The following is a 24,959-nucleotide window of genomic DNA, read 5'->3' as shown; positions in this document are numbered from 1 at the left end:
AACCTCTTAATTACTGATTGCAAATGTACCCGGGTTTGCCTGAAGCGGTGTGCACTTATTGTTGGTTTTGGTGTATTTTTTGGCGTTTCGCCCTTTTCTTTGCACACTTTCGTTTCTTTTTCATGCAGAAACTTCCTATCTTTAAATAAAATAGGCTGCATCTCGGCATAGCAAAAATAAGCCCTCTTATTTTGGCTATGCGTTCAATTTGCACTATCTTTGCAACCGAATTTTAGTAAAAATAGGTATGAGTTACAATTTGTTGAAAGGAAAAAGAGGCATTATTTTCGGTGCTCTGAATGAGCAGTCCATTGCCTGGAAAGTAGCTGAGAAAGCAGTAGAAGAAGGTGCGACAATCACTTTGTCCAATACTCCGGTTGCCGTGCGTATGGGAGAGGTTTCTGCTCTTGCCGAAAAGCTGAACTGTGAGGTTATCGCTGCAGATGCTACCAATGTAGAAGATTTGGAGAACGTATTCAAACGTTCCATGGAAGTGCTGGGCGGCCAGATAGATTTCGTACTGCACTCTATCGGAATGTCTCCTAACGTGCGTAAAAAACGTACATACGATGATTTGGATTATGATATGCTGGACAAGACACTGGATATTTCGGCCATTTCTTTCCATAAGATGATACAGGCTGCCAAAAAAATGAATGCTATTGCGGATTATGGTTCTATTCTTGCTTTGAGCTATGTGGCTGCGCAGCGTACTTTCTACGGTTACAATGATATGGCAGATGCAAAGGCATTGCTGGAATCAATAGCCCGTAGTTTTGGTTACATCTATGGACGTGAGCATAACGTTCGTGTCAATACTATCTCCCAGTCACCGACCATGACAACTGCCGGTTCGGGTGTGAAAGGTATGGATAAGCTGTTCGACTTCGCCAACCGTATGTCTCCTTTAGGTAATGCTTCAGCCGATGAGTGTGCCGATTATTGTATCGTTATGTTCTCCGACCTGACCCGTAAGGTTACCATGCAGAATTTATTCCATGACGGAGGGTTCTCCAGTGTAGGCATGAGCCTTCGTGCCATGGCGACTTATGAAAAGGGGCTGGACGAATACAAGGATGAGAATGGAAATATAATCTATGGCTAAGCCGTAGAAATGAAGAATCAAGAACGAAGAATGAAGAATGAAAGCAGGTAGCATTTCATCCTTCATTCTTCATTTATTTATTTAAAATCTGCCTGTAACCATGTCTGCCGCTCTTTATCTTTTGCCCGTTACTTTGGGTGATACGCCTCTTGAAACAGTCTTGCCTTCTTATAATAAGGAAGTGATATTGAGAATCCACCATTTTATTGTGGAGGATATACGTTCTGCACGCCGTTTTTTAAAGAAAGTGGACCGGGAGATAGATATTGATGCCCTGAAATTTTATACGCTGAACAAGCATACAACGCCGGAAGAATTATCCGGTTATCTTCAGCCTCTTGAGGCCGGTCATTCTATGGGGGTCATTTCGGAAGCCGGTTGTCCGGCAGTGGCTGATCCGGGAGCAGATGTAGTGGCGATTGCCCAAAAGAAAAATCTCAGGGTAGTTCCTTTGGTGGGCCCTTCTTCCATTATTCTGTCTGTCATGGGTTCCGGATTCAACGGGCAGAGTTTTGCTTTCCATGGTTACCTACCGATTGAGGCGGGGGAGCGTGCCAAAAAAATAAAGATGCTGGAGCAACGTGTATATACCGAACAGCAGACTCAGCTTTTTATAGAGACTCCTTACCGCAATAATAAGATGGTGGATGATATCCTGCATAATTGCCGTCCGCAGACAAGACTCTGCATTGCGGCCAACATTACTTGTGAGGGGGAGTATATCAAGACGAAGACCATAAAAGAGTGGCACGGTAAAGTTCCCGACCTTTCTAAGATTCCTTGTATTTTTCTCTTGTACAAATGATGGACTTCAGGTGCTCGTATTCATATTCGAAGCAGTGACTGAAGAAATTCCTGTCCAGATTGTGCTCTATTTGTTGGAATGTCCACAGCTTTCCACCTTTAAAGGATTTATTGCATAGGATGGAATCATCGTCCAGATCCAGGGTGAACAGGTAAATCAACCGGTTGGTCGCTTCATTCTCAAAATGATACTTCAGATTGAAATGTAAATCGTCCAGCGGAGCGGCAGGCAATGCTTGTCTCAATATTCTGCTGACTCCCTGCTCAAGGGTTTCCCCATATAACAGATATCCTTCTATAAGCAAGTCTATTTTCCCTTTTTCAAATGTGCTGCACTGGGGGCGGGGAAGGAGGAATAACATACCATGCGAGGCAGCCGCGATCCTGATTACCGGATTGATATAGTCGTGTCGTTTATTGATGGCTTCGGATGCGATCGCTTTTCCTATGACATCTCCTTTCTTATCTACTATCGGTACAAATACCGTATGTTTCATGACTACATTGAAATAGATGATACCGAACTGGTTGAATACGATGCAAAGGATAAATACGGCGGCGGGAGCTATGTTGAATAAGATGTATCGTGTGGTATTCCCTAACGGGTGACTTATCAGGATGGCAAGGAAGATAGTCAGGAAATGCAGAAAGCTGATGATGAGTACGACACGGGCGGATACGATTGCCGCTTCGGCTGATTGGGCAAAAAGTTGTTTGCAACATTGTCCTGTTTGGGCGGCATGGTAATCCAGGAAACGTTTTCGGTTCAGAAAGATGATAAGAGGAGGTATAATGGCACTGACCTCCAATGTAAAGGGGAACATGGAACGTGGACAATAACTTGTTGTGAACAAGGTGGTTATTGATAGCAATAGTAACATTCCCGTTGTACAGCAAAGTATAATCTGGGGAATACGCGCCCCTTTATGCCTCCATGAATATAGATATAGCAATACCCCTACACCGGCACCGGTGTAGATGGATATGTCTTGCGTTATAACTTCGCATAGCAGGATGGATATAATAACGGGGATAAATCCCAATGACATATTGAACTTAGACGATAGAACTTTTTGATGACCCATTATCCGTACTATTTTGCCGTTTCCATTATAACATACGGAACAACAAAATGTTCTTTATTTCACCTTCTTTTGTAAGAATAAGGCTGATTTTTCTGCATGATAGGATGAACGGACCAAAGGAGCGCTTTCTACTTGAGTGAAGCCTTTGTCAAGTCCGAGCTGTCTGTATATGCCAAACTGTTCGGGAGTAACATATTCTGCGACCGGATAATGCCTGTGGCTTGGTTGCAGGTATTGTCCGATAGTCAGTATATGGCAGCCTGCCCGGCGCAGGTCGTCCATAAGTTCTTCCACTTCAACGGGTGTTTCGCCCAGGCCTACCATGATACCGGATTTGGTGGTGATACCGCTTTCTGCCACTTGTCTCAAAACGTCCAGGCTGGTTTCGTAGCGGGCGGCACTGCGCACTAAGGGTGTAATACGCCTTACAGTTTCCATATTATGGGAAATGATGTCCGGATGAGCCTCCGTGATTTGGGCTATCAGTTCTTTTCGGCCTTGAAAATCGGGAATCAGTACCTCGACTGTGGTTTCTGGATTGATGCGTCTGATTTCCTGTATCGTATGTACCCAATGTGCCGCCCCTAGATCGGACAGGTCATCCCTGTCTACAGAAGTGATGACGGCATGCGAAAGCTTCATCAGGGCAATGGACTCTGCTACATGGGCCGGTTCATTGACATCCAGAGGCAACGGTTTGCCGGTTTGGGTATTGCAGAATTTACAGCAACGGGTACAGATATCGCCACCTATCATAAAGGTGGCGGTTCCTTTACCCCAACATTCTCCCATGTTGGGGCAACGGCCACTGCTGCAAATCGTATGGAGGCAATGGGATTCCACAATGCGTTTTGTTTCGGTATAGCGCTCATTGGCACCAATGCTTATTTTGAGCCATTCCGGCTTGCGTACTCTTTCCGCCATTTAATCAAAGGTTGTTTTTGAAGAAATTAGTCAATTTCGTATATAGATGCAGGCGTGTATTGCCTCCGAAAATGCCGTGGTTCCGGTTAGTATAGACTTGCATGTCAAACTGCTTGCCGAGTTGCACTAAATGTTCTGCATATTCGGTACAGTTCTGGAAGTGTACATTATCATCCGCCATGCCATGTACCAGCAGAAGGTTGCCATTCAGTTTGCCGGCACGTGTGAAGGCGGAAGAGGCTTTATAGCCTTCGGCATTCTCTTTGGGAGTGCGCATGAAACGTTCGCCGTAGATGGTGTCATAATAATTCCAGTCTGTAACGGCGGCCACGGCGACACCGGCTTTGAATACCGGAGTACCTTCACTCATGCTCATGATGGTCATATAACCACCGAAACTCCATCCCCATATACCGATGCGGCTCTTATCTACATACGGCTGGCTTCCCATGTAGAGGGCGGTTTCTACTTGATCTTTAGCTTCTTTCACCCCTAAGTTCAAGTAAGTGCATTTTTCAAACTCGGCACCGCGTCCGCCTGTACCGCGTCCATCCACACAGACTACGATATAGCCTTGTGATGCCATGTAGGTCTCCCAACTGATGCTGAAGTTATCAAGAACTTGTTGTGAACCGGGCCCGCTGTATTGAAACATCAGTACCGGATACTTTTGGGCTGTAGAGAAACCAATCGGTTTCATCATCCATCCATTCAACGTAGTACCGTCGGAAGTTTGGAAGGTAAAGAATTCTTTTTGCGGTACGTTGTATCCGTCCAAGGTCTGTTTCAGTTTCTCGTTGGTAACAAGGGTGGTAAGTGTCTTGCCCGTATTGTCGTTCAATGTGATGACAGTGGGGGTGCTCAGGCTCGTATAGCGGTTCATGAAATATTTCATGTTTGTGCTGAACTGTGCATTATTGATCCCTGCTTGGGCAGAAAGCTTTTGTTTTTTACCCTTACGGTCAATCTTATATACGGCTTTACGCATGGGGCTTTCCTCATTGCTGGTAAAGTAGAAAGAACCGTCTTCGGAATCATAGCCCAGGAACTCTTTTACTTCGTACTTCCCTGCTGTAACTTGCTTCAACAGATTCCCCCCCATGCTGTACCAATACAGATGGTTGTAACCGCTTTTTTCACTGACAAAGCTGAAGTATTCAGGATAGAAGATGATATTGTCGAATACATTTTCTTTGATGTAAGTGTCGCTTTCATCGCGGAGGGCCAGTTTGCAGACCGTACTGCGGGGGTCGGCAAAATAGAGGTCGAACCGGTTCTGATGGCGGTTCAGTGTCATCACGGCCAGCTTGTTCGGGTCTTTGGTGAAGCGGATGCGGGGAATGTACCCGTCGGCATCCATAGGAACATTCAGCTTGCGGGTTACTTTGGATTTTATGTCGAAAGTGTGGACGGATACTTTGGAGTTGGGTTCACCGGTTTTGGGATACTTGTAAGTATATTCTCCGGGATATTTTTCGTAGGCCGCAATATGCGGGGCTTCACCTGCAAATACCGGGAAGGTATAGGAAGGCACCTCCGTCTCGTCGAAGCGGATAAAGGCAATCATTTTGCTGTCCGCGCTGAATTCCAGGGCACGATTAAAAGAGAATTCTTCTTCATATACCCAGTCGGGGATACCGTTTAATACGGCGTTGCGTTTGCCGTCTTCCGTCACCTGGCTTTCACTGTTGCCATATAACAGCTTGACCAGAAAGATATTGTTGTCGCGTACAAAAGCTACCATGTTTCCATCCGGAGAAAATACGGGTACCTGTTGCGGGCCGCCATCCGAAAGCTTTTCTACTACATTATTGATCTTACCGTCCAGATTCCGTTTCAGACTATAAAGGTAGTGTACGGCTGTATAGGAATGGCGATATATGGGTGTGGTTTTCGTTGCAATGAGCAGTTTTCCGCCATCCGGTGAAAAACTGTAACTGTCGAAAGTCTTGAAAGGACATTCGCGCGCGGTGGCAGCATCGAACAATACTTCTACGGGTTTTCCGGTCTTAAAGGAATATTTGATGATTTGAGTACCGTCGGCATTCATTTGTGAATAATGCTCTCCGTCACCCGGAATGGGAATGACACCGTAAATGTTTTCGGGACGGAACTTGCCGGATACGATTTCTTTTAAATCCAGTGATTTGCCGTCTTGGGCGAAACTCGCCAATGTGCAGAGGCAAAATAAGAGTGCGATGCTTATCTGTTTCATTTTTTAAATTAGGTTATATCCTTGTTTTTAGGTTTTCAAGGCAAAGATAATGTAAACCCTGAACAGAATGAAATGAACTTGTTCCTTTTTTGTGTCAAGATACGGTTTTTATGCAAAAAGGTCCGTTCTGCTTCTTGGGAGAGAAGTAGAACGGACGGACGGTCACTCATGGATCATGATTGGAATAGCTTTAATTAGAAGATTTTGACTTTTTCTGATATTCTGCGAGTGAACGTTTGAACAAAAGGAGCATAATGATGAGAGAGCCGATCATAAGGTAGGGATAGAGGTTGAGGCCGCTTTCATATTGTGAGACGACTCCCATCAGCCCATTCATGGTTGCCTGCCCCACGAGCGCGATGGCAAGTGCCACGCTGAATGCCGTTCCCGACAAAGAAGGATAGCGGTTGCCGAGCACGCTTAATATGACGGGATAGGTAGATGAGAGACCTGCACCTACAATGGCCATGCCGATGGCTGCCCGTATGAATCCCGGCGAGAAAGTGAGCAGGGTAAAACCGGTGGCAGTCAGGATGAGGCTATAGGGAAGTACCGTTTCCGGTTTTATTTTCTTGAAGACTACAACTTGAAGCATACGTGCCACTGTAAGTCCGGCTACCATGCAGGTCAGTGCTATCAGTGCCTGGTTGGCGGGCATGTCGGCTGCTTGTCCGAAATAGCTTGTGGACCAATTGTTGCAGACTCCTTCGATGCCGCTTTGGAAAAAGAGAATGAGACTGAGCAACAACAGGCTGCTTTCTTTCAGTAATCCCAATCCCTCTTTTACGGGGAAACCCTGGGCTTGCTTGGGTGCGGGAAAACGTATGGGGATACAATACACGATACCAATCAGCATGATTGTGCCAATGCCTTGTAATATGGCTTCAAACGTAAAGTGTCTGGATAAGGCTCCCAATAGCATAGGAATGCCCAATGCGCCAAGTCCGTAGAACATTCCCAGGAAGCTGAGCCGTGAGCCTTTCTCGGATTCTCCGGAAATATCGGCTACCAGTGCGTTGGTTTCTCCGTTAAGGATGCCTCCTCCTAAGCCGATGCCGATGATGGAAGCCTGCAGCAAGGGGATGTTCTCAAAAAAGGCAAGTCCTTCCATACCCAGCAATACGATGATACAACTTGGAACCAACAGGGCCTTATGTCCGAAGTGGTCAACGATAGGGCCGAATATCAAAGAACCAATCAGCATGCCGAGTGGCAGGAACGTGACTAAGGTGGTGGTTTGCAGTCCACTTAAATCCAACTTGTTGACGAGTGACGGTAATACGGCCCCCAATGTAATCATCGAGACGCCGAAAAAACACATACCGATGCATGCGGCCGTAAAAACGAGGTTTTTGTGATAGTTACCCATGATTAATCGTATAAGTGATTTATGCAAAGCTATGAATTAATTTCATTCTTCCTGTATGCGGAAAGAGAATTTTGTGTATAAATAATGTAATCAATCATTAGAATCTCTCGTAAAAACTTTATTTTTGTCTGGTATAATAAATATGATTATGAGCATTACACCTCTTTATAATGAATTTCCTGTTTTTCTGAAACGTTATTTTCCTTACAAAGTGCAGAAAATATCGTTGAATGCCGGCTTTACTTGTCCCAACCGGGATGGGAGTAAAGGCTATGGCGGTTGCACTTACTGTAACAACCAGACGTTTAATCCCGATTATTGCCGTACGGAAAAAACTGTTACGCAACAGTTGGAAGAGGGTAAACTTTTCTTTGCTCGTAAATATCCGGAGATGAAATATCTTGCCTACTTTCAGGCATATACTAATACCTACGGCGAACTGGAAAGCTTGAAACGGAAATATGAAGAAGCATTGTCGGTAGATGGGGTGGTGGGGCTTGTCATAGGTACTCGCCCCGATTGCATGCCCGATGAATTGCTCCGTTATCTGGAAGGGATCAACAGGCAAACCTTCCTTTTGGTAGAATATGGTATAGAAAGCACCCGTGATGAAACCTTGAAGCGCATTAACCGCGGGCATACTTTCCAAGCTACCGTCGATGCTGTGGAACGGACAGCGGCATGCGGCATTCTTACCGGTGGGCATGTCATTTTAGGATTGCCGGGCGAGACGCACGAAAGTATTGTGGCGCAAGCCGCAACCTTGTCCCGTTTACCGGTTACTACGTTGAAGATGCATCAGTTGCAGTTGATACGGGGTACCCGTATGGCTTTGGAATATGAACAGCATCCGCAGGATTTTCATTTGTTCCAGGTAGATGAATATATCGAACTGGTTATTGATTATATTGAACATCTGCGTCCCGATATTGTATTGGAACGTTTCGTCTCTCAGTCTCCTAAAGACCTGCTGATTGCGCCGGACTGGGGACTAAAAAATTATGAATTTAACCACCGGGTACTAAAAAGAATGAAAGAACTGGGCGCTTATCAAGGCAAGAAGTATGATATGTGAGAAAAAAACGTTATTTTTGCAGCTGTTAGAATATGGAATCAATCTAAATAAAGAATAACAATGAACCCAAAAACAGTGATAAAAGGAAAAATCCACTATGTGGGAGTGAATGACCGCAATAAGCATTTGTTTGAAGGTATGTGGCCATTGCCTTACGGAGTGTCATACAACTCTTACCTGATAGACGATGAGACTGTTGCATTGGTTGATACAGTGGATATCTGTTATTTTGAAGTATATCTTCGTAAGATTAAGAGCATTATAGGTGAACGTCCTATTCAATATTTGATCATAAACCACATGGAGCCTGACCATTCCGGCTCGATACGTCTTATCAAGCAGCATTATCCGGACATTATTATCGTAGGCAATAAGCAGACTTTCGGTATGATTGAAGGGTTCTATGGTGTGACGGGCGAACAATATATGGTGAAAGATGAAGATTTCCTGGCATTGGGGCATCATAAACTCCGTTTCTACATGACGCCTATGGTGCATTGGCCCGAGACGATGATGACTTTTGACGAAACAGACGGTGTTCTCTTCTCCGGTGACGGCTTCGGCTGCTTCGGCACGCTGGACGGCGGCTTCCTTGATACACGTATCAATCTGGACAGATATTGGGATGAGATGGTGCGCTATTACTCCAATATTGTCGGTAAATACGGTTCTCCGGTACAAAAGGCGCTGGCGAAGTTGGGCGGACTGCCTATTTCTACCATCTGCTCTACGCATGGACCGGTGTGGACGGAAAATATAGCTAAGGTAATCGGCATCTACGATAAACTGAGCCGTTATGCCGCCGATGAGGGTGTGGTCATTGCATACGGTTCCATGTACGGCAATACGGAGCAGATGGCGGAAGCTGTCGCCGCCGAACTTTCGGCACAGGGCATCAAGAACATTGTGATGCATAATGTCAGCAAGAGCAATCCCTCTTATATCTTGATGGACATCTTCAAATACAGAGGTTTGATTATCGGAAGCCCTACCTATAGCAACCAGATTTATCCCGAAATAGAATCTTTACTTTCCAAGATACTGGTTCGTGAAGTAAAGGGACGCTATCTTGGTTACTTCGGTTCTTTCTGCTGGGCCGGTGCTGCGGTGAAACGTATGGGCGAGTTTGCCGAGAAAAGTAAGTTTGAGATAGTCGGTGACCCGGTTGAGATGAAACAGGCCATGAAAGATATCACTTACGAACAGTGCGAGAACCTGGCCCGTGCCATGGCGGAGCGTCTGAAGAAAGACAGAACCAACTCATAATTCAAAATTCATAAAATAACCCCTAATTTATTAACCTGATAAAAATAAGAACAATGAGACTAATCATTCAGCCGGATTACCAATCCGTGTCAAATTGGGCAGCGCATTATGTAGCTGCGAAAATCAAGGCCGCTAATCCGACACCTGAGAAACCTTTTGTATTGGGATGCCCTACCGGATCTTCCCCGTTGGGTATGTACAAAGGATTGATCGAACTTAACAAAAAAGGGATCGTATCTTTCCAAAACGTGGTTACTTTTAATATGGACGAATATGTAGGTTTGCCCAAGGAACATCCGGAGAGCTACTATTCTTTCATGTGGAACAATTTCTTCAGCCACATCGATATCAAACCGGAAAACACCAACATCTTGAATGGTAATGCTGCCGATCTGGATGCGGAATGTGCACGTTATGAAGAAAAAATCAAGTCTTACGGTGGCATTGACTTGTTTATGGGTGGTATCGGCCCCGACGGACATATCGCTTTCAATGAGCCGGGTTCCTCCTTGTCTTCCCGCACTCGTCAGAAGACATTGACTACCGACACTATCATTGCTAATTCCCGTTTCTTTGACAATGACGTGAATAAGGTGCCCAAAACTGCTCTGACAGTAGGTGTAGGTACTGTGCTCAGTGCCAAGGAAGTGATGATTATCGTAAACGGTCATAACAAGGCACGTGCGCTTTATCAGGCGGTGGAAGGTCCTGTTATGCAGATGTGGACTATCAGCGCCTTGCAGATGCATGAAAAGGGTATCATTGTTTGTGACGATGCGGCTACTGAGGAATTGAGGGTAGGTACTTACCGTTATTTCAAGGATATCGAAGCCGATCATCTGGATCCGGAAAGTTTGCTGAAATAATAAGAAAACGATAAGTTAGTAAAAGGCGCATTGACCACAGTTCTCGTTGAGGACTCCGGTGGTTGATGCGCCTCTTTTTTGATGCCTATAAAGAAACATATTGCCGGGGATAAGCCTCCTTTACATCAGCAGAAAGCACTCCTTTACATCAGTAGAAAGTATTGCATTCCTTGCTCCATTACATCACATCCTTTACATCAAGGCATAAAAGTGTTTACATTATTGGGTAACGACCGTTACACTAAGAGGTAACAACCGTTACATACTTGAGTAAAGCCTTTTACATCAGCATGCAACTCATATGTAAACAGAATGCGCTGGTAATTAAGTGTATAACCGTTTTATAATCCTTATATAAAAGTGAGGATTGCAATTACTATGGCAAAAGAAACTCCATATCCAATCATATAATGTATATTTGCAGGCGATATCCAACCTTGCTAAATGAAACAAAACATAATAGCCCTAAGTATAGCCACGTTTTTCTGTATCCTGATTACAGGAGGATATTCTGTAACCTTGTATCGTGATGTTCAAAAGCAACTGCCCGAATGGAAAGAATCGGTTCGGGAAGCCCTTGTCGAGGCACTGCAGGTTGAAGTGCGGAAGCGTGGAAATATTCCGGTGGATGTAATAACCGTCAACTCTACCGAAGTACAGACATTGGAGGAGAAGGTACCCGACTCGGTGACGCTGATAAGCAAATACGGCAAAAAGACGTATGCAATTCCTCGGGAGAAGTTTGCGCACAGTCTTGTAAAAGAAAGAAAAAAGAGGATGCTGCTGAGTATGCTGCTTGAAAAGTACCCTGTCTCGGTAGATACTCTGAACCAAAACTGGGACAGCTTGTTGCTTGCCAAAAAGATTGCTGCGAATACCTATATCCGCTATTCCATAACAGACCTGCAGGAATACACTACCACTACCTATTCCCGCAAGTACAGGCAGAACCTACAGGCGGACAGCCTGACACCCTGCTATATGGGGTTCCGTTGCGAAGCAGAGGTTACCGGATTTGTCCTCTACCGGTGGTGGCAGATGATTGACGGGTGGCAATGGGGTTTATTGGTTCTTCCTTGGATAGGTCTGTGCATCTTTATGTTCGCCTATAGGCGTATAATATCTTTCTTTAAAGAAAAAAGTATCGAAACATACTTTTGAAATCAGTAAGGAATTTATGCGGATTATTTATAGTTTTTATCTGTTGTTGTTTTTGGTATCTTGTGGAAATAAAGGCAGGAAAGAAGTTTTAAGTGAAATGGAGATTGTCCCGGAATTGGTGACAGATGAATTACCAATCCTTCCCCCTTTACAAATGAAGGATATGAAAACGCATCTGTTGTTTGTTACTCCCGGCATGGAACACAATCTGCTGCTCTTTGATAAAGAAACTCAAGAAGTATCTGCTTGGGGGAAGTTAGGCAATGGACCGGATGACTTTATTAGTGCTTTGTGTATAGGAGAAAAAGAAAACAGAATAAAATTGTTTGATAGTAATTTAAGGAAATGTGTCGAATATGAATTGCTGTTACAAGATACGGTGAGTTTGAGCCGTTTGCAGGAGTATCGATACAGAACAGATTCTGTGACATTGCTCGGCCTGCATGCGATGAACAACGGAGTAATGGTAGGTTTTGCAGGGTTTGGCTGTGATAATATGTTTGTATTGCTGAATGAAAAAATGGAAATGATAAAATCTTTTGGGAATATAGCCATAGAAGGAAAGCCTGAAAAAAATAATTTGCAGTTTTATGGTTGGTTCACTTCTTATAAAGATAAACTGTTTTTTGTCTCACAACTTACGGGATATATTGTCTGTTATACTATTGACGGGGAAAATAATACAATAAAGGAGTGGGAGCATTATTTGACCGAACCATTATATGATGCTGAAACTCAAAAGTGGGATAAAGAGAATAAATATGGTTTTTATGACGTTTTGTGTAACGAAGATTATGTGTTTGCTGCATTTAGTGGAAAAAACGGATCGGATAAAAAATTACTTCCACAGAATATATTGGTCTTTACGCATACTGGCAGACTGGTGGGGAATATACGGTATAAAGATGTAAGTTTTGGTAAAATAGCTTTATCTGATGATTCGCTCTACACAATAGGAGAAGATAAGTTAATGATTTGTAACTGGAAAAATTGGAAATTGCAAAATTGAAAACGGGTTTTAAACTCTTGATGACCGTTTCGGAATAAATCCAAAAACAGAAAGCATATCTAATTTGATATTGGCGAATGTGGAGGCACGGTTTGTTAGGCTGAAAGTCTTTAAGGCAGGCGCTTCACACAAGATATGGCCTTTAGCCCTTTGCGAAACTTTAACTGTTGAAGTCATGAAGTGTTTAATCAAAGAACAATAAAATGAAAAAATTAATTCCATTAGTCATAATACTGTCCATTTTTATGGCCTGCAAAAGCGAGCGAAAAAATACAGATGGATTGTTGCGAATTCCAATTAATGTAGAAGACGTTACTTCTGATGCAGCTTCCTTTTTGGAAAAGATAGAGATTGTACCGCTGGAGACCAATGATTCAATCTTATTTAGTTATCCTTCGAAGATTCTTTATGATAAAGAAACAGATACCTATGCTGTTATGAATAGGATGAATGTTTTTACATTTACAGGTGAAGGAAAGGCAATCGGAAGTTCTGTTAATAAAAGGGGACAAGGCCCGGATGAATATACTATGATAGTAGATATGAAGTTCAATCATTTTCTGGGTGGAATTGATTTGTTGAGTCCATACGGAACTATATATACATATAGTCCGACATTTAAATTGTTGGCACGTCGTAGTTTTAAACCGGAATTTCCTGTTTCTTATTGATGCCTTTAAGTGTTGATAACTATTTATTTTCTTTCCCGTACTTGTGGACCGATCAGGAAGTGGCATTTATGAATATCTCTACAGGAAATACTACCTATGTGAAATATCAAGGAATGATATCGGGAGGTAATGGATTGGAGCATCAACATTTTCATAAGCTTGGGGATTCTTTCTATTTTATACCTCAAGGGGTTAATTATTATTTTTATAAGATTGACACTTTGGAGAAAAAGGTTTCTCCTGCTATTTTCCTGGATTTTGGAATAAATGAAATAAAAGAGGGGGAGTTGCCGGGACGAGCTTCCGGGAAAAGAGTGGATAATGACAAGGATAGGATGGATATTGCGGACGAATATTCCGTTAGACATAACTTTTTAAGGAAATCTGATAAGTATGTAATTCCCATGCAAAAATTTTTCAATGAGCATTATGTATATATATATATGGTGAAGGGGCAGGAATCGTATGGACGGCATTATATTTATAATCGTATGAGAGATGTGGGATATCTGATAAAAAGAGGTGAACCTTTTTGTATGTATCCGTGCTTTGCCATTGATGGTAATGTTCTGCTTGCTGTATGCCAGCCTTCCGAGTTGCCCATGTGCGTAGATCGTAAGTTTATGGCACCGGAAGAGATTGCTACAATGGAAGGCATAAAGGATGAAGATAATTCTATTATAATAAAATATCATTTAAAAAGATGAAGAGATCAATCCAGATAATTGGGGCTATCATAGTTCCCTTTCAACCCAAAAGAGCTGTTGAAGTCATTAAGAATTAATAGATTTAAATATTATATATATTGATGAAAATGACTCTCTCAATCTGCTGAATCATTTTTCCAAAGAAGATGTATTCCGTACATTTTTGTTGGATAGGGACAATTTTAAGGAAGATGTGCAGAAAACCTATTCTACAGCAGTACGGCAGATGCGGCAAAAAGTAAAAAAAGATAAGTGTTGCTACGCCTTTTTAGTAATTTAACGATGTTGATTAGTTTTAAAACTAATTATTTTAGTTCCTTTGTGAAGATATTATGAATCTTAAATCAAAAACACACGAAACCATGAAAAAGAGTTGGCTATATGCTGTTTGTCTGGTTTGTTTGGCTGCAGCTTGTTCCGGTACTAAGCAGTCTGTGACTTTAGAAACTACTGATTCGTGCTTGATTGGAAGAAATCCCTATATCTTGCTGTTGGATAAGCATATTGTTGTCTTTTCAAATAAATCATGTTATCTATTCGATAAGATGAATGGTAAGTTTGTCTGTGAAGTAGGGCATGGGGGAGATGATCCTGAAGCCTATTCTTATGCGCAACCCACATACAATGACGTGGATAAGACGCTCTGTTTCAAACGTGAGCCGAATGGATTGCAGAAGTATGACCTGCAAGGCAACTACCTTGGCAAATTGGTGATTCCCACACCTCCTGCAGCGCCTAATGATTATGTGTTTACGGATTCCTTGATTATCGGCTATTATAATAATGTAGCCCAACAATACAATGTACGTGCTTTGATGTTTTTCAATGCAGAAGGTACTCAGATAGACACGGTTCCCAGCCTGCTGCCGGTTCTTCCGGAAAAGCAATTGAATGATATAGCGGAAATTTCAGTGAGGAGATTCGGGCTTGCCGTTTTTTTTCTGTCAAAATTCTCAGATGGCAGCTACTCGGCAGGTATCAGAGGCATTCCTTTTTTATGGAAGAATAAAGGGAAAGTGCGTTTCAAGGAGAGTTTTAATGACACGGTCTATACGGTAGAACGGGAACGGTTGGTTCCTGCCATTGCTTTTTCTACTGGTAAATGGCATTGGGGGGCAGATGCGCGTACCGACTCCAAGGACAATGAGAACCGTTTGTTGATGACTGCCGTTTTTGAGACGGATTATACGATTTCCTTTCAATGTACACGTGAAATATATGGTGGCAAGCCGGATACATTCAATGGCATCTACAATCGCCAAACGGGTACTACCTGCATGTATGCCGAAAAAGAAGGCATTACGGATGACCTGACAAACTTCATGCCTTTCCATCCGAAAACTTGCAGTGCCCGGGGGGAATATGCAATGATTGTTGGGGCGGATGTAGTGGTCATAACGTAGCCTTAGTGGGAATGACAGTCTGTATTTTGTCCACCTATGAAAAGATGGTCGTAAATGTAATACGTTGATAATTAATTGTATGCTGTAAATGCGTAAGCCATGATTTGTCTATATATAAATATCGGTTTCTACTGCTGAAACCACTAATTTTGTAACTCAATCGTTTTTTAGTATAAATATGAAAATACAAAACTACCGATACTTGCTATGCGTCGCTGTTGCTCTGCTGGCAGCTTGTTCCGATGCCAAGAAGGAAAATGCTGGAGAAGAGGGGGTGGCCACTGTTTTGCCGAGTGATGATAATAAGGTGACCGTACAGAGGTTGGAGCGCCGGACTTTTGACCATGAACTGGTCAGTAACGGAAAAGTGATTGCCGGAGGGCAGGCGGATTTACGTTTCGAGACTGCGGGGATTATAGCACATATTTATGTAAAGAACGGTGACTTTGTGCGTAAAGGGCAGAAGATAGCCGAACTGGATAAATTCCGTCTTGCTAACAAGACGGTACAGGCCAAGGATGCATTGGAAAAATCAAAACTGGAATTGCAGGATGTATTGATAGGGCAGGGATATCCTGCAGGCGACACATCTAAAGTTCCGGCTGACATTATGCGATTGGCACGGGTAAAGAGCGGTTACGACCAAAGTCTTTCCCTATACGAACTGGCGAAATATGAGGAAGAGCATGCTACCTTGACCGCTCCTTTCGACGGTGTGGTAGCCAATCTCTTTTCTAAGCCTTACAATGCGGCAAGTGCGTCGGATGCATTCTGTACCATTGTAGGCACGCAAGGTATGGAAGCTGACTTTACGGTATTGGAGAGTGAGCTTCCTTTGATAAAGAATGGGGATAAGGTGATAGTGACTCCTTATGCCGATGCTGCATCCGGTTACGAGGGGCGCATAACACAGATCAATCCTTTGGTGGATGATAAAGGTATGGTAAAAGTCAAGGCGGTGGTAGGCAGTAAGGGAAAGCTGTTTAGTGGCATGAATGTACGGATAAACGTGCACCGTTCTCTTGGCGAGCAGCTGGTGATACCCAAAAGTGCTGTCGTATTGCGTTCGGGCAAGCAGGTGGTGTTTACTTTAAAAGAGGGCAAAGCCCGATGGAACTATATACAAACCGGCCTGGAAAATGCAGAGCATTACAGTGTAGTGGATGGTTTGCAGGAGGGAGATACGGTCATTGTTACGGGAAATGTGAATCTGGCACATGAAGCGCCGGTAAAAGTAGTGGAGTAATCATGGTGAAATTCTTGATACAACGGCCCATAGCTGTATTGATGGCGTTTACTGCTTGTTTCATCGTCGGGATGGTGACTTATTTCACTTTGCCGGTATCTTTGTTGCCGGATATTGCCATACCGGAGATTACGGTGCAGGTGTCGGCTCAGAATACCTCGGCGCGTGAGTTGGAGAATACGGTGGTCAAACCCTTGCGCGGGCAGCTTATACAGGTGGCCAAACTCAAGGACATGCATAGTGAGACAAGGGATGGTGCGGGGATTATCCGCCTGAGCTTCGACTATGGTACCAATACAGATCTTGCTTTTATAGAGGTGAATGAGAAGATAGATGCTGCCATGAATTACCTTCCCAAAGATGCTGAACGTCCCAAAGTGGTAAAGGCCAGCGCAACGGATATTCCGGTCTTTTACCTGAACTTGACTTTGAAGAGCGACAGCGCATATGGAAAGACCGATGAACGTGCTTTTCTGGATTTGTGTGAGTTTGCCGAGAATGTCATCAAGCGCCGTATCGAACAGCTGGCCGAAGTGGCAATGGTCGATGTGACCGGTCTTTTGGAACGTCAGTTGCAGATAGTGCCCGATCCGGATAAACTGGCCGTATTGGGGCTCTCTATAGAAGACATCGAGAATGCCCTGGAGCAGAATAATGTGGAACCGGGCAGCATGACCGTACGTGATGGCTATTACGAATACAACATAAAGTTCTCCACCTTGCTGCGTACCGGGGCGGACGTGGAGAATATCCTTTTGCGGAAGGAGGACCGCATTGTCCGTCTGGGTGAGTTCTGTAAAGTCGGCATTGTCCCTGCCAAGGAAAAGGGGGTATCCATGAGTAACGGCAAGCGTGCAGTCACTTTAGCCGTCATCAAGCAGGCCGATGAGAATATGGATGACATGAAGGCCGCCATTGACGGGACTATGGATTATTTCAAGGAAGTATATCCGGATATCGATTTCAGTGTCAGCCGCAACCAGACGGAACTGCTGGATTATACAATCTCTAATTTACAGCAGAATCTTTCGTTGGGTTTCCTTTTTATCTGTGTTGTTGCGGTACTTTTCTTGGGAGATGTCAAGTCGCCGTTTATCATCGGACTGAGTATGGTGGTATCTATCGTGGTTTGTTTTCTCTTTTTCTATCTTTTCAGGATGTCGCTCAACATTATCTCGCTCTCCGGTTTGATTCTGGCATTGGGTATGATGATAGACAGCAGCATCATTGTGACGGAGAACATATCCCAATACCGGGAACGCGGATACTCGTTGAGGCGTGCTTGTGTAACGGGGACAAGCGAGGTGGTCACTCCGATGCTCAGCTCCTCACTGACTACGATAGCCGTCTTTGTCCCGCTGATTTTCATGAGCGGCATTGCCGGTGCGCTGTTCTATGACCAGGCTTTTGCAGTGACAGTAGGTTTGTTTGTATCCTATTTCACCGGAATCATGTTGTTGCCGGTACTTTATATGTTGGTTTATCGTACGGGGTTGCGCGGCAAATCGTGGTTTTCCCGTATCCGTATCAATAATCCTTTGAAGGAACATACGCTGGACCGTTTCTATGACGCGGGAATTGACTGGATATTTGCCCATAAAACATTCAGTGTCGCATTTTGCATTGTTTCCGTTCCTCTTTGCGTCTTTCTCTTTTACTTCATCGGCAAAGAACGTATGCCCGATATAGACCAGAATGAACTGATAGCCCGTGTGGAATGGAATGAGAATATCCATGTGGACGAGAACCGCCACCGGGTCAATGCATTGTTTGAGGACTTGAAGGCTGAGACAGTGGAGCAGACTGCTGCTGTCGGCCAGCAGGATTATTTGCTGAACCGTGACCGGGCCCTTTCTTCTTCAGAAGCGGAATTGTATTTCAAGACTTCTGCCCCTGCGGAGATACCCGCATTGCAGCGGAAAGTGTATCAGCGGTTGAAGGAGGAATACCCGTTGGCAGTGGTCTCTTTCTCACCGCCCGAAACGGTGTTCGAGAAATTGTTTGTGACCGGTGAGGCGGATGTGGTCGCCGAATTGTATGCACGCAATAAAGAGAAGGCTCCGGCCGCCGGGAATTTGCGCAGGCTGGAACGCCGGTTCGGAGAGCTCACGGGAATATCCCCTACCGGAATAGCCTTCGAAAACCAGTTGAACATAAGCATTCAGCAAGAAAAGCTCCTGTTGTATAATGTCTCGTACAGTGAGCTTTACCGGATCTTGAAGACCGCTTTCAAGGAAAACAGCGTAGCCATGTTGCATTCCTACCAGCAATATCTGCCTATCAGTATTGTGGGGGAAGAAAAGACGGTCAATGATGTACTGCAACAGACTTTGATACAGACCCGTCCGGATGACAAGGGAGAAGTGGATTATGTTCCCTTGCGGAATCTGGTGAAAGTGGCTCCGGCAGAAGACTTGAAAACCATTACGGCAGGCCGTAACGGTGAATATATTCCTTTCCGTTTCTATGAGGTGGATGATGCAGTCCCTTTGATGGAAGAAGTGAAACAGGCGGCGGATGCTACGGGGGACTGGGACACAGCCTTTTCCGGGAGTTTCTTCTCCAACCGCCGGATGTTGGATGAACTGGTGGTGATTCTTTTTATCTCCATTCTGCTGATGTATTTTATCCTCGCTGCCCAGTTCGAGAGCTTTGTGCAACCGTTGATTGTCTTGTTGGAGATACCTATAGACGTAGCTTTTGCCCTGCTCCTGCTGTGGGTGTGCGGGCATACGCTGAATCTGATGTCGGCCATCGGACTGATTGTGACGTGCGGTATCATCATCAACGACTCCATTCTGAAACTGGATGCCATTAATGAACTGCGGAAAGGGGGGATGCCCTTGTTGGAAGCCGTTCATGAGGCAGGGCGAAGAAGGCTCCGGCCTATTATCATGACATCGTTGACAACGATTTTTGCGATGGTGCCATTACTGTTCTCTTTCGATATGGGTTCTGAGTTGCAGAAGCCCCTTTCCATAGCCATGATTGGAGCCATGTTCGTAGGTACGTTGGTCAGCTTGTTCATCATACCGCTGATATATTGGTTTATATATAAAGCCTCACCCCCGACCCCTCTCCGAAAGAGAGGGAAGGATTGAAGTTACTCTTGTTATATAAAAAATACTGTTATATGAAGATATGCCATTACATAAAGAATACTGTTATAGTACGTCATTACCTAAAGAATTGTTTTCAATATCTGCTGAATATCCTCTTGCCGATTGACAAGGATACTATCCTTTCTCCCCTCTCTTTCGGAGAGGGGGCGGGGATGAGGCTTCTGTTGCTTTTCTTGAGTTTCGGAGCATTTCCTGCTTTTGCCCAACAGCGCATAACGCTGGACTTGCAGCAAACCATTGCGTTGGCAAATGACAGTTCGCTGGAAGCTTTCCGTACCAAAAACATGTATCTGGCGGGATATTGGGAATATCGTACTTTTAAAGCGAACCGTTTGCCCAGCCTGACCTTGAACATGACGCCTGCACAATATAACCGTGACATTACCAAGCGTTATGACTCCGGGCAGGATTTGGACATTTACCGTAGCCAGCAGTCCTTCTATGCATACGGGAATCTTGCCGTCAGGCAGAACTTTGACTTGACGGGAGGTACGTTCTATCTGGACACGGAATTGGGCTATATGCGCAGCTTCGGCGGCAACCAATATACCCAATTTACCAGTGTACCGGTACGTCTGGGGTATTCGCAAAGCTTGGTGGGATATAATCCGTTCAGGTGGGAGCGCAAAATTGAACCGCTGAAATACGAAAAAGTAAAGAAAGAATTTATCTATAATGCCGAGCGAGTTTCCGAACAGGCTACCACTTACTTCTTTGCCCTTGCCATGGCGCAGGCGGAATATGACCTGGCAAAGGAAAATGCCGTTTCTACCGATACGCTTTACCGGATAGGCATGCAACGTCTCAAGATAGCTGCCATCAGCCGTGCCGATTTACTGACTTTGAAACTGGATGTAGTCAATGCCCGTAACACCTTGCAAAATGCGACCAGTGCCTTGAAACGTGCCATGTTCTCGTTGGCTTCTTTTCTGAACTTGGAGAAAAATACGGAAATCAAGGCCGTATTGCCCGGACGTCCCCAATCACTGGTTATTCCGGTGGATGAGGCTTTGGCCGCTGCGCAAGTCAACAACCCGCAGTTTTTGGGACTCCGCCAGAATGTATTGGAAGCCGAGCAGAACGTGGACAAGACGAAGAAGGAATCTCGTTTCAATGCCAGTATCAATGCCAGTGTCGGTTTCAACCAGGTGGCGGAGAAATTCGGGGAAGCGTACAAGAGTCCCATGCAGCAGGAAATGGTATCCGTCAGTGTTTCCATTCCATTGATAGACTGGGGAGTACGCAAGGGGAAGTACAATATGGCAAAGAATAACTTGAACGTGGTGAAAACCTCTTCCCGGCAAAGCGAAATCAGTATTGAGGAGGAAGTGATTATGACCGTAGCCGATTTTAATGTACAGCAGGGGTTGGTGACGAGTGCCGAAGAGGCTCTTGACCTTGCCATCCTGGCATACAATGAAACTCGCCAGCGTTTCATCATCGGTAAAGCCGACATCAATAGCCTGACCCTGTCGCTGAACCGCCAGCAGGAAGCTCAGCGCAATTATATCTCTGCTTTGCAGGATTACTGGCTGAATTATTACAAAATACGGAAACTGACGTTGCACGATTTTGCCTCGGGCTTCTCGCTTTCGGATAAGTTTGAATTTAGTGCCGCAGGTGTTAAATAAAAAGAGATTACCGTAAACATAAATCTATGAAATCTGCCTCTTCTTTCACCGTCATAGTGACATTTGTCTGTTTGGCTCTGGTAGGTATAGCGTTGGTACCGCTCCTTCCGGTCAAGCTGAATCCGTCGCGCAGTCTGCCGGGCTTTACGGTAAGTTTCAGCATGCCGGGCACATCGTCGCGGGTGGTGGAGATGGAGGTCACCAGTAAGTTGGAATCTATGTTGGCGCGTATCCGTGGAGTGAAGAAACTGAATTCCACTTCCGGAAACGGCTTTGGCAATATCACCGTGGAGCTGGACAAGCATGCCGATATAGATGCGGTGCGTTTCGAAGCTTCCACCATTATCCGCCAGACATGGCCGCAACTGCCCGATGGCGTCAGCTATCCCGTTATACGGATGAAAGTCCCCGATGAGAATGCGGCCCGTCCTTTCATGTCCTTTACTTTGAATGCTCCTTCCACTCCTATACTGATTCAGCAATATGCGGAGGAACATATCAAGCCTCGTCTGGCACGTTTGCCGGGAATTTATAAGATAGAGTTGAGCGGGGCTACTCCGATGGAATGGCGGCTGGAATATGACAGTGAGCAACTGCGCATGCTGGGTGTCACCTTGGCGGACATCCGTGATGCGGTGCAGTGCCATTACCGGAAAGAGTTTTTGGGAACTCATAATATGGATACCGGAAAAGAAGGTGAACAATGGATACGCCTCGCCTTGGTGCCGGAGGCAGACCGGGGCGGGTTGGACCCTTCTGCCATTCCGGTGGTGGCTGCTGGTGGAAAAGTGTTGTACCTGGATGAGTTGGTACAGGTTGTCCGCACGGAAGAAGAACCTCAGAGCTACTACCGCATCAACGGCTTGAACTCCATTTATCTTTCCATTACGGCAGAGGAATCTGCCAACCAGCTGCAGCTCAGCCGTGAAGTGGCGGAAACCATGGAGGCTATCGGAGAAGTGCTGCCCGCCGGCTATGAAATACATACCAGTTACGACGCTACCGAATATATTCGTGAGGAGCTCGATAAAATCTATTTCCGTACAGGGCTGACAGTGCTTATTCTGTTAGTATTCGTCTGGCTCATTACCCGTAAACTGAAATACTTGTTCCTGATTGTCACCAGCCTGTCCGTGAATATAGCGGTGGCACTCATTTTCTATTATCTTTTCGGACTGGAGATGCAGCTCTATTCATTGGCAGGGATTACGGTGTCGCTGAATCTGGTGATAGACAGTACCATTGTCATGACCGACCATATCCTGCATCGCCGTAATCTGAAGGCTTTCATGTCCGTATTGGCGGCTACTCTCACTACGATGGGAGCATTGGTCATCATCTTCTTCCTGGATGAAAAGATACGGCTTAATCTGCAGGATTTTGCAGCGGTGGTCATCATCAATTTGGCTGTTTCCCTGATGGTGGCATTGTTCTTTGTGCCGTCCATGATAGAGAAGATAGACTTGGTGAAACAGGTTGCGGGAAAGAGAAAGTACGGGAAGGTTTTTCCCGCTTCATTCAGCAGGGGGATGAGTCGGTTTCTCAAGCGTTTTCCCGTTTATTTCTCCCGTCTCTATTCAGCTTTGATTCGTTTGCTTTGCCGTTGGCGTTGGGCGGTCTGCCTGCTGTTGCTTCTCGGTTTCGGCCTGCCTGTTTTCCTGTTGCCCGAGAAACTTGAAGGGGATGGCAAATGGGAAACCTTCTATAACAAGACCTTAGGATCGCCCGCCTACAAGGAATCAGTGAAGCCTGTTGTAAATAAGGTGTTGGGAGGCTCATTGCGCCTTTTTGTGCAGAAAGTTTATGAGGGCAGTTACTTCACCCGCAACGAGGAAGTAGTGTTGTATGCCAATGCCAATCTGCCTAATGGTAGTACTCTGGAGCAGATGAATGCTTTGATGAAACGTATGGAGACTTATCTCAGCGGTTTCAAGGAAATCAAGCAGTTCCATACTTCCATTTACAATCCCCGCCGTGCCGGTATCAGTATCTATTTCAAGAAGGAGCATCAGAATAGTGGTTTCCCTTATACGCTGAAAGCCAATATAATCAGCAAGGCACTGGAGCTGGGTGGCGGCAGCTGGGGAGTATATGGCTTGCAGGACCAGGGCTTCAGCAATGACGTACGCGAGAATGCCGGTTCCTACCGCATCAAGATGTACGGTTACAATTACGATGAGCTCTATGGATGGGCGGAGAAACTGAAAGCCAAGTTATTGACTCACCGCCGCATCAAGGAGGTACTTGTCAATTCGGAATTTTCGTGGTGGAAAGATGATTACCGGGAATTCTACTTCCATCTGAATAAGGAGCGTATGGCACAGGAAAATATTGATGCACGGGTGCTTTTTGCTGCAGTACAGCCCATCTTCGGTAAAAACATGGAGATTGGTTCGGTGCCTACGGAGGCAGGGACAGAGAAAATCAAGCTTTCTTCCCGGCAGTCGCAGGAGTACGATATATGGGCTATGCAATTCTTTCCGTATGGTGCGGGAGACAGCAAGCATTACAAATTGTCCGAACTGGCGGAGGTGGTGAAGGGGCAGATGCCGCAGGAGATAGCCAAGGAAAGCCAGCAATACCGGCTTTGTCTGCAATACGAGTATATCGGTTCCAATGAGATGGGCAACAAGATACAGAAGCGCGATCTGGAGGAATTCAACAAATTGCTGCCGATGGGCTACACGGCCGAGTCGGACAGTAATTGGTGGGGTTGGGGAAAGAAAGAGAATCGCCAGTACCTGTTGCTGTTGGTGGTAATCGCCATCATTTTCTTTACGACCGGAGTCCTGTTCAATTCCTTGAAGCAGCCGCTTGCCATTATCTTTGTCATTCCGGTTTCCTACATCGGGGTGTTCCTCACTTTCTATTGGTTCGGGTTGAACTTCGACCAGGGCGGTTTTGCCTCGTTTGTCCTGTTGTGCGGCATTACGGTCAATGCCAGTATCTATATCCTGAATGAATACAACAGCATTCGCCGCCGTTTTCCGCGTCTCTGCGCACTCCGTGCCTATACCAAGGCATGGAATGCCAAGATTGTACCTATTTTCCTGACTGTAGTTTCCACTATCTTGGGTTTTATCCCGTTCATGGTCGGCACGGACAAGGAAGCTTTCTGGTTCCCGTTGGCGGCGGGAACCATCGGGGGCTTGGTTATGTCCGTAATCGGCATTTTCTTCTTCTTGCCGGTATTCGTGTTGAAGAAGAAGGAGACGCAAGGCGGATGACCGGTCATTGTGGCGGGGAACGCGTATCTCGCCTTTACATAAACCCGAATATGGATAGTCCGATCACCACTCC

18 protein-coding genes are annotated in these 24,959 nt (G+C 45.1%); 14 read left to right on the top strand and 4 right to left on the bottom strand.

Translation table 11 applies throughout. The features are described from left to right. Positions 1 to 247: 247 nt before the first annotated feature. On the top strand, positions 248 to 1,105 hold the full coding sequence (locus HMPREF9446_RS08930) for an enoyl-ACP reductase FabI (RefSeq protein WP_009125270.1): 858 nt from the start codon (positions 248 to 250) through the stop codon (positions 1,103 to 1,105). A gap of 100 nt (positions 1,106 to 1,205) precedes the next feature. Next, the gene (locus HMPREF9446_RS08925; protein ID WP_009125269.1) at positions 1,206 to 1,910 is read left to right on the top strand and encodes an SAM-dependent methyltransferase; all 705 of its coding nucleotides are present in this window, start codon (positions 1,206 to 1,208) and stop codon (positions 1,908 to 1,910) included. On the opposite strand, the gene HMPREF9446_RS08920 is transcribed toward HMPREF9446_RS08925, so the two are convergent. From HMPREF9446_RS08920 to HMPREF9446_RS08905, 4 genes are all read right to left on the bottom strand, one after another. After that, on the bottom strand, positions 1,876 to 2,994 hold the full coding sequence (locus HMPREF9446_RS08920) for a hypothetical protein (RefSeq protein WP_039968869.1): 1,119 nt from the start codon (positions 2,992 to 2,994) through the stop codon (positions 1,876 to 1,878). The two genes, HMPREF9446_RS08925 and HMPREF9446_RS08920, sit on opposite strands and share 35 nt — an antisense overlap. A 54-nt stretch (positions 2,995 to 3,048) precedes the next feature. Next, the gene (gene lipA / locus HMPREF9446_RS08915) at positions 3,049 to 3,918 is read right to left on the bottom strand and encodes a lipoyl synthase (protein WP_039968867.1); all 870 of its coding nucleotides are present in this window, start codon (positions 3,916 to 3,918) and stop codon (positions 3,049 to 3,051) included. Positions 3,919 to 3,922: 4 nt separating this feature from the next. Continuing rightward, positions 3,923 to 6,133 carry a S9 family peptidase gene (locus tag HMPREF9446_RS08910; RefSeq protein ID WP_009125265.1) on the bottom strand — a complete coding sequence of 737 codons (2,211 nt, stop codon included), beginning with the start codon at positions 6,131 to 6,133 and terminating at the stop codon, positions 3,923 to 3,925. Between the two features lie 190 nt (positions 6,134 to 6,323). Next, entirely contained in the window at positions 6,324 to 7,502 is a 1,179-nt protein-coding gene (locus HMPREF9446_RS08905; protein ID WP_009125263.1) for an MFS transporter, read from the bottom strand. A gap of 148 nt (positions 7,503 to 7,650) precedes the next feature. On the opposite strand from HMPREF9446_RS08905, the gene HMPREF9446_RS08900 reads away from it, so the two are divergent. The 12 genes from HMPREF9446_RS08900 to HMPREF9446_RS08850 all read left to right on the top strand — a co-directional run bounded on the left by HMPREF9446_RS08900 (position 7,651) and on the right by HMPREF9446_RS08850 (position 24,886). Beyond that, positions 7,651 to 8,577, top strand: a complete 927-nt coding sequence (locus HMPREF9446_RS08900) for a TIGR01212 family radical SAM protein (protein ID WP_039968866.1) — start codon at positions 7,651 to 7,653, stop codon at positions 8,575 to 8,577. A 60-nt stretch (positions 8,578 to 8,637) separates the two neighbouring features. Then, positions 8,638 to 9,843, top strand: a complete 1,206-nt coding sequence (locus HMPREF9446_RS08895; protein ID WP_009125261.1) for an FprA family A-type flavoprotein — start codon at positions 8,638 to 8,640, stop codon at positions 9,841 to 9,843. A 53-nt stretch (positions 9,844 to 9,896) separates the two neighbouring features. After that, positions 9,897 to 10,709, top strand: coding sequence for a glucosamine-6-phosphate deaminase (nagB, locus tag HMPREF9446_RS08890; protein WP_009125260.1), 813 nt, complete (start codon positions 9,897 to 9,899; stop codon positions 10,707 to 10,709). 444 nt (positions 10,710 to 11,153) lie between these two features. Continuing rightward, entirely contained in the window at positions 11,154 to 11,870 is a 717-nt protein-coding gene (locus tag HMPREF9446_RS08885; protein WP_009125259.1) for a hypothetical protein, read from the top strand. Between the two features lie 16 nt (positions 11,871 to 11,886). Continuing rightward, a complete protein-coding gene (locus tag HMPREF9446_RS08880; protein WP_009125258.1) occupies positions 11,887 to 12,879 on the top strand; it encodes a 6-bladed beta-propeller in 993 nt (330 codons plus the stop codon). Between the two features lie 203 nt (positions 12,880 to 13,082). Further along, entirely contained in the window at positions 13,083 to 13,550 is a 468-nt protein-coding gene (locus HMPREF9446_RS19375; RefSeq protein ID WP_009125257.1) for a 6-bladed beta-propeller, read from the top strand. Between the two features lie 68 nt (positions 13,551 to 13,618). Then, positions 13,619 to 14,257 carry a hypothetical protein gene (locus tag HMPREF9446_RS19370; protein ID WP_338058229.1) on the top strand — a complete coding sequence of 213 codons (639 nt, stop codon included), beginning with the start codon at positions 13,619 to 13,621 and terminating at the stop codon, positions 14,255 to 14,257. 362 nt (positions 14,258 to 14,619) lie between these two features. Further along, on the top strand, positions 14,620 to 15,660 hold the full coding sequence (locus HMPREF9446_RS08870) for a DUF4934 domain-containing protein (protein WP_148345771.1): 1,041 nt from the start codon (positions 14,620 to 14,622) through the stop codon (positions 15,658 to 15,660). 178 nt (positions 15,661 to 15,838) lie between these two features. Next, the gene (locus HMPREF9446_RS08865) at positions 15,839 to 16,906 is read left to right on the top strand and encodes an efflux RND transporter periplasmic adaptor subunit (RefSeq protein WP_009125254.1); all 1,068 of its coding nucleotides are present in this window, start codon (positions 15,839 to 15,841) and stop codon (positions 16,904 to 16,906) included. Positions 16,907 to 16,908: 2 nt separating this feature from the next. Further along, the gene (locus tag HMPREF9446_RS08860; protein WP_009125253.1) at positions 16,909 to 20,007 is read left to right on the top strand and encodes an efflux RND transporter permease subunit; all 3,099 of its coding nucleotides are present in this window, start codon (positions 16,909 to 16,911) and stop codon (positions 20,005 to 20,007) included. A 173-nt stretch (positions 20,008 to 20,180) separates the two neighbouring features. Beyond that, a complete protein-coding gene (locus HMPREF9446_RS08855) occupies positions 20,181 to 21,659 on the top strand; it encodes a TolC family protein (protein ID WP_039968894.1) in 1,479 nt (492 codons plus the stop codon). Positions 21,660 to 21,685: 26 nt separating this feature from the next. Continuing rightward, positions 21,686 to 24,886 (top strand): efflux RND transporter permease subunit, encoded by a 3,201-nt coding sequence (locus HMPREF9446_RS08850; RefSeq protein ID WP_039968863.1) that lies wholly within the window; start codon positions 21,686 to 21,688, stop codon positions 24,884 to 24,886. Positions 24,887 to 24,959: the final 73 nt, after the last annotated feature.

The organism is Bacteroides fluxus YIT 12057, assembly GCF_000195635.1.
GTDB lineage: Bacteria > Bacteroidota > Bacteroidia > Bacteroidales > Bacteroidaceae > Bacteroides > Bacteroides fluxus.
This window is presented reverse-complemented; position numbering and strand designations above follow the sequence as displayed.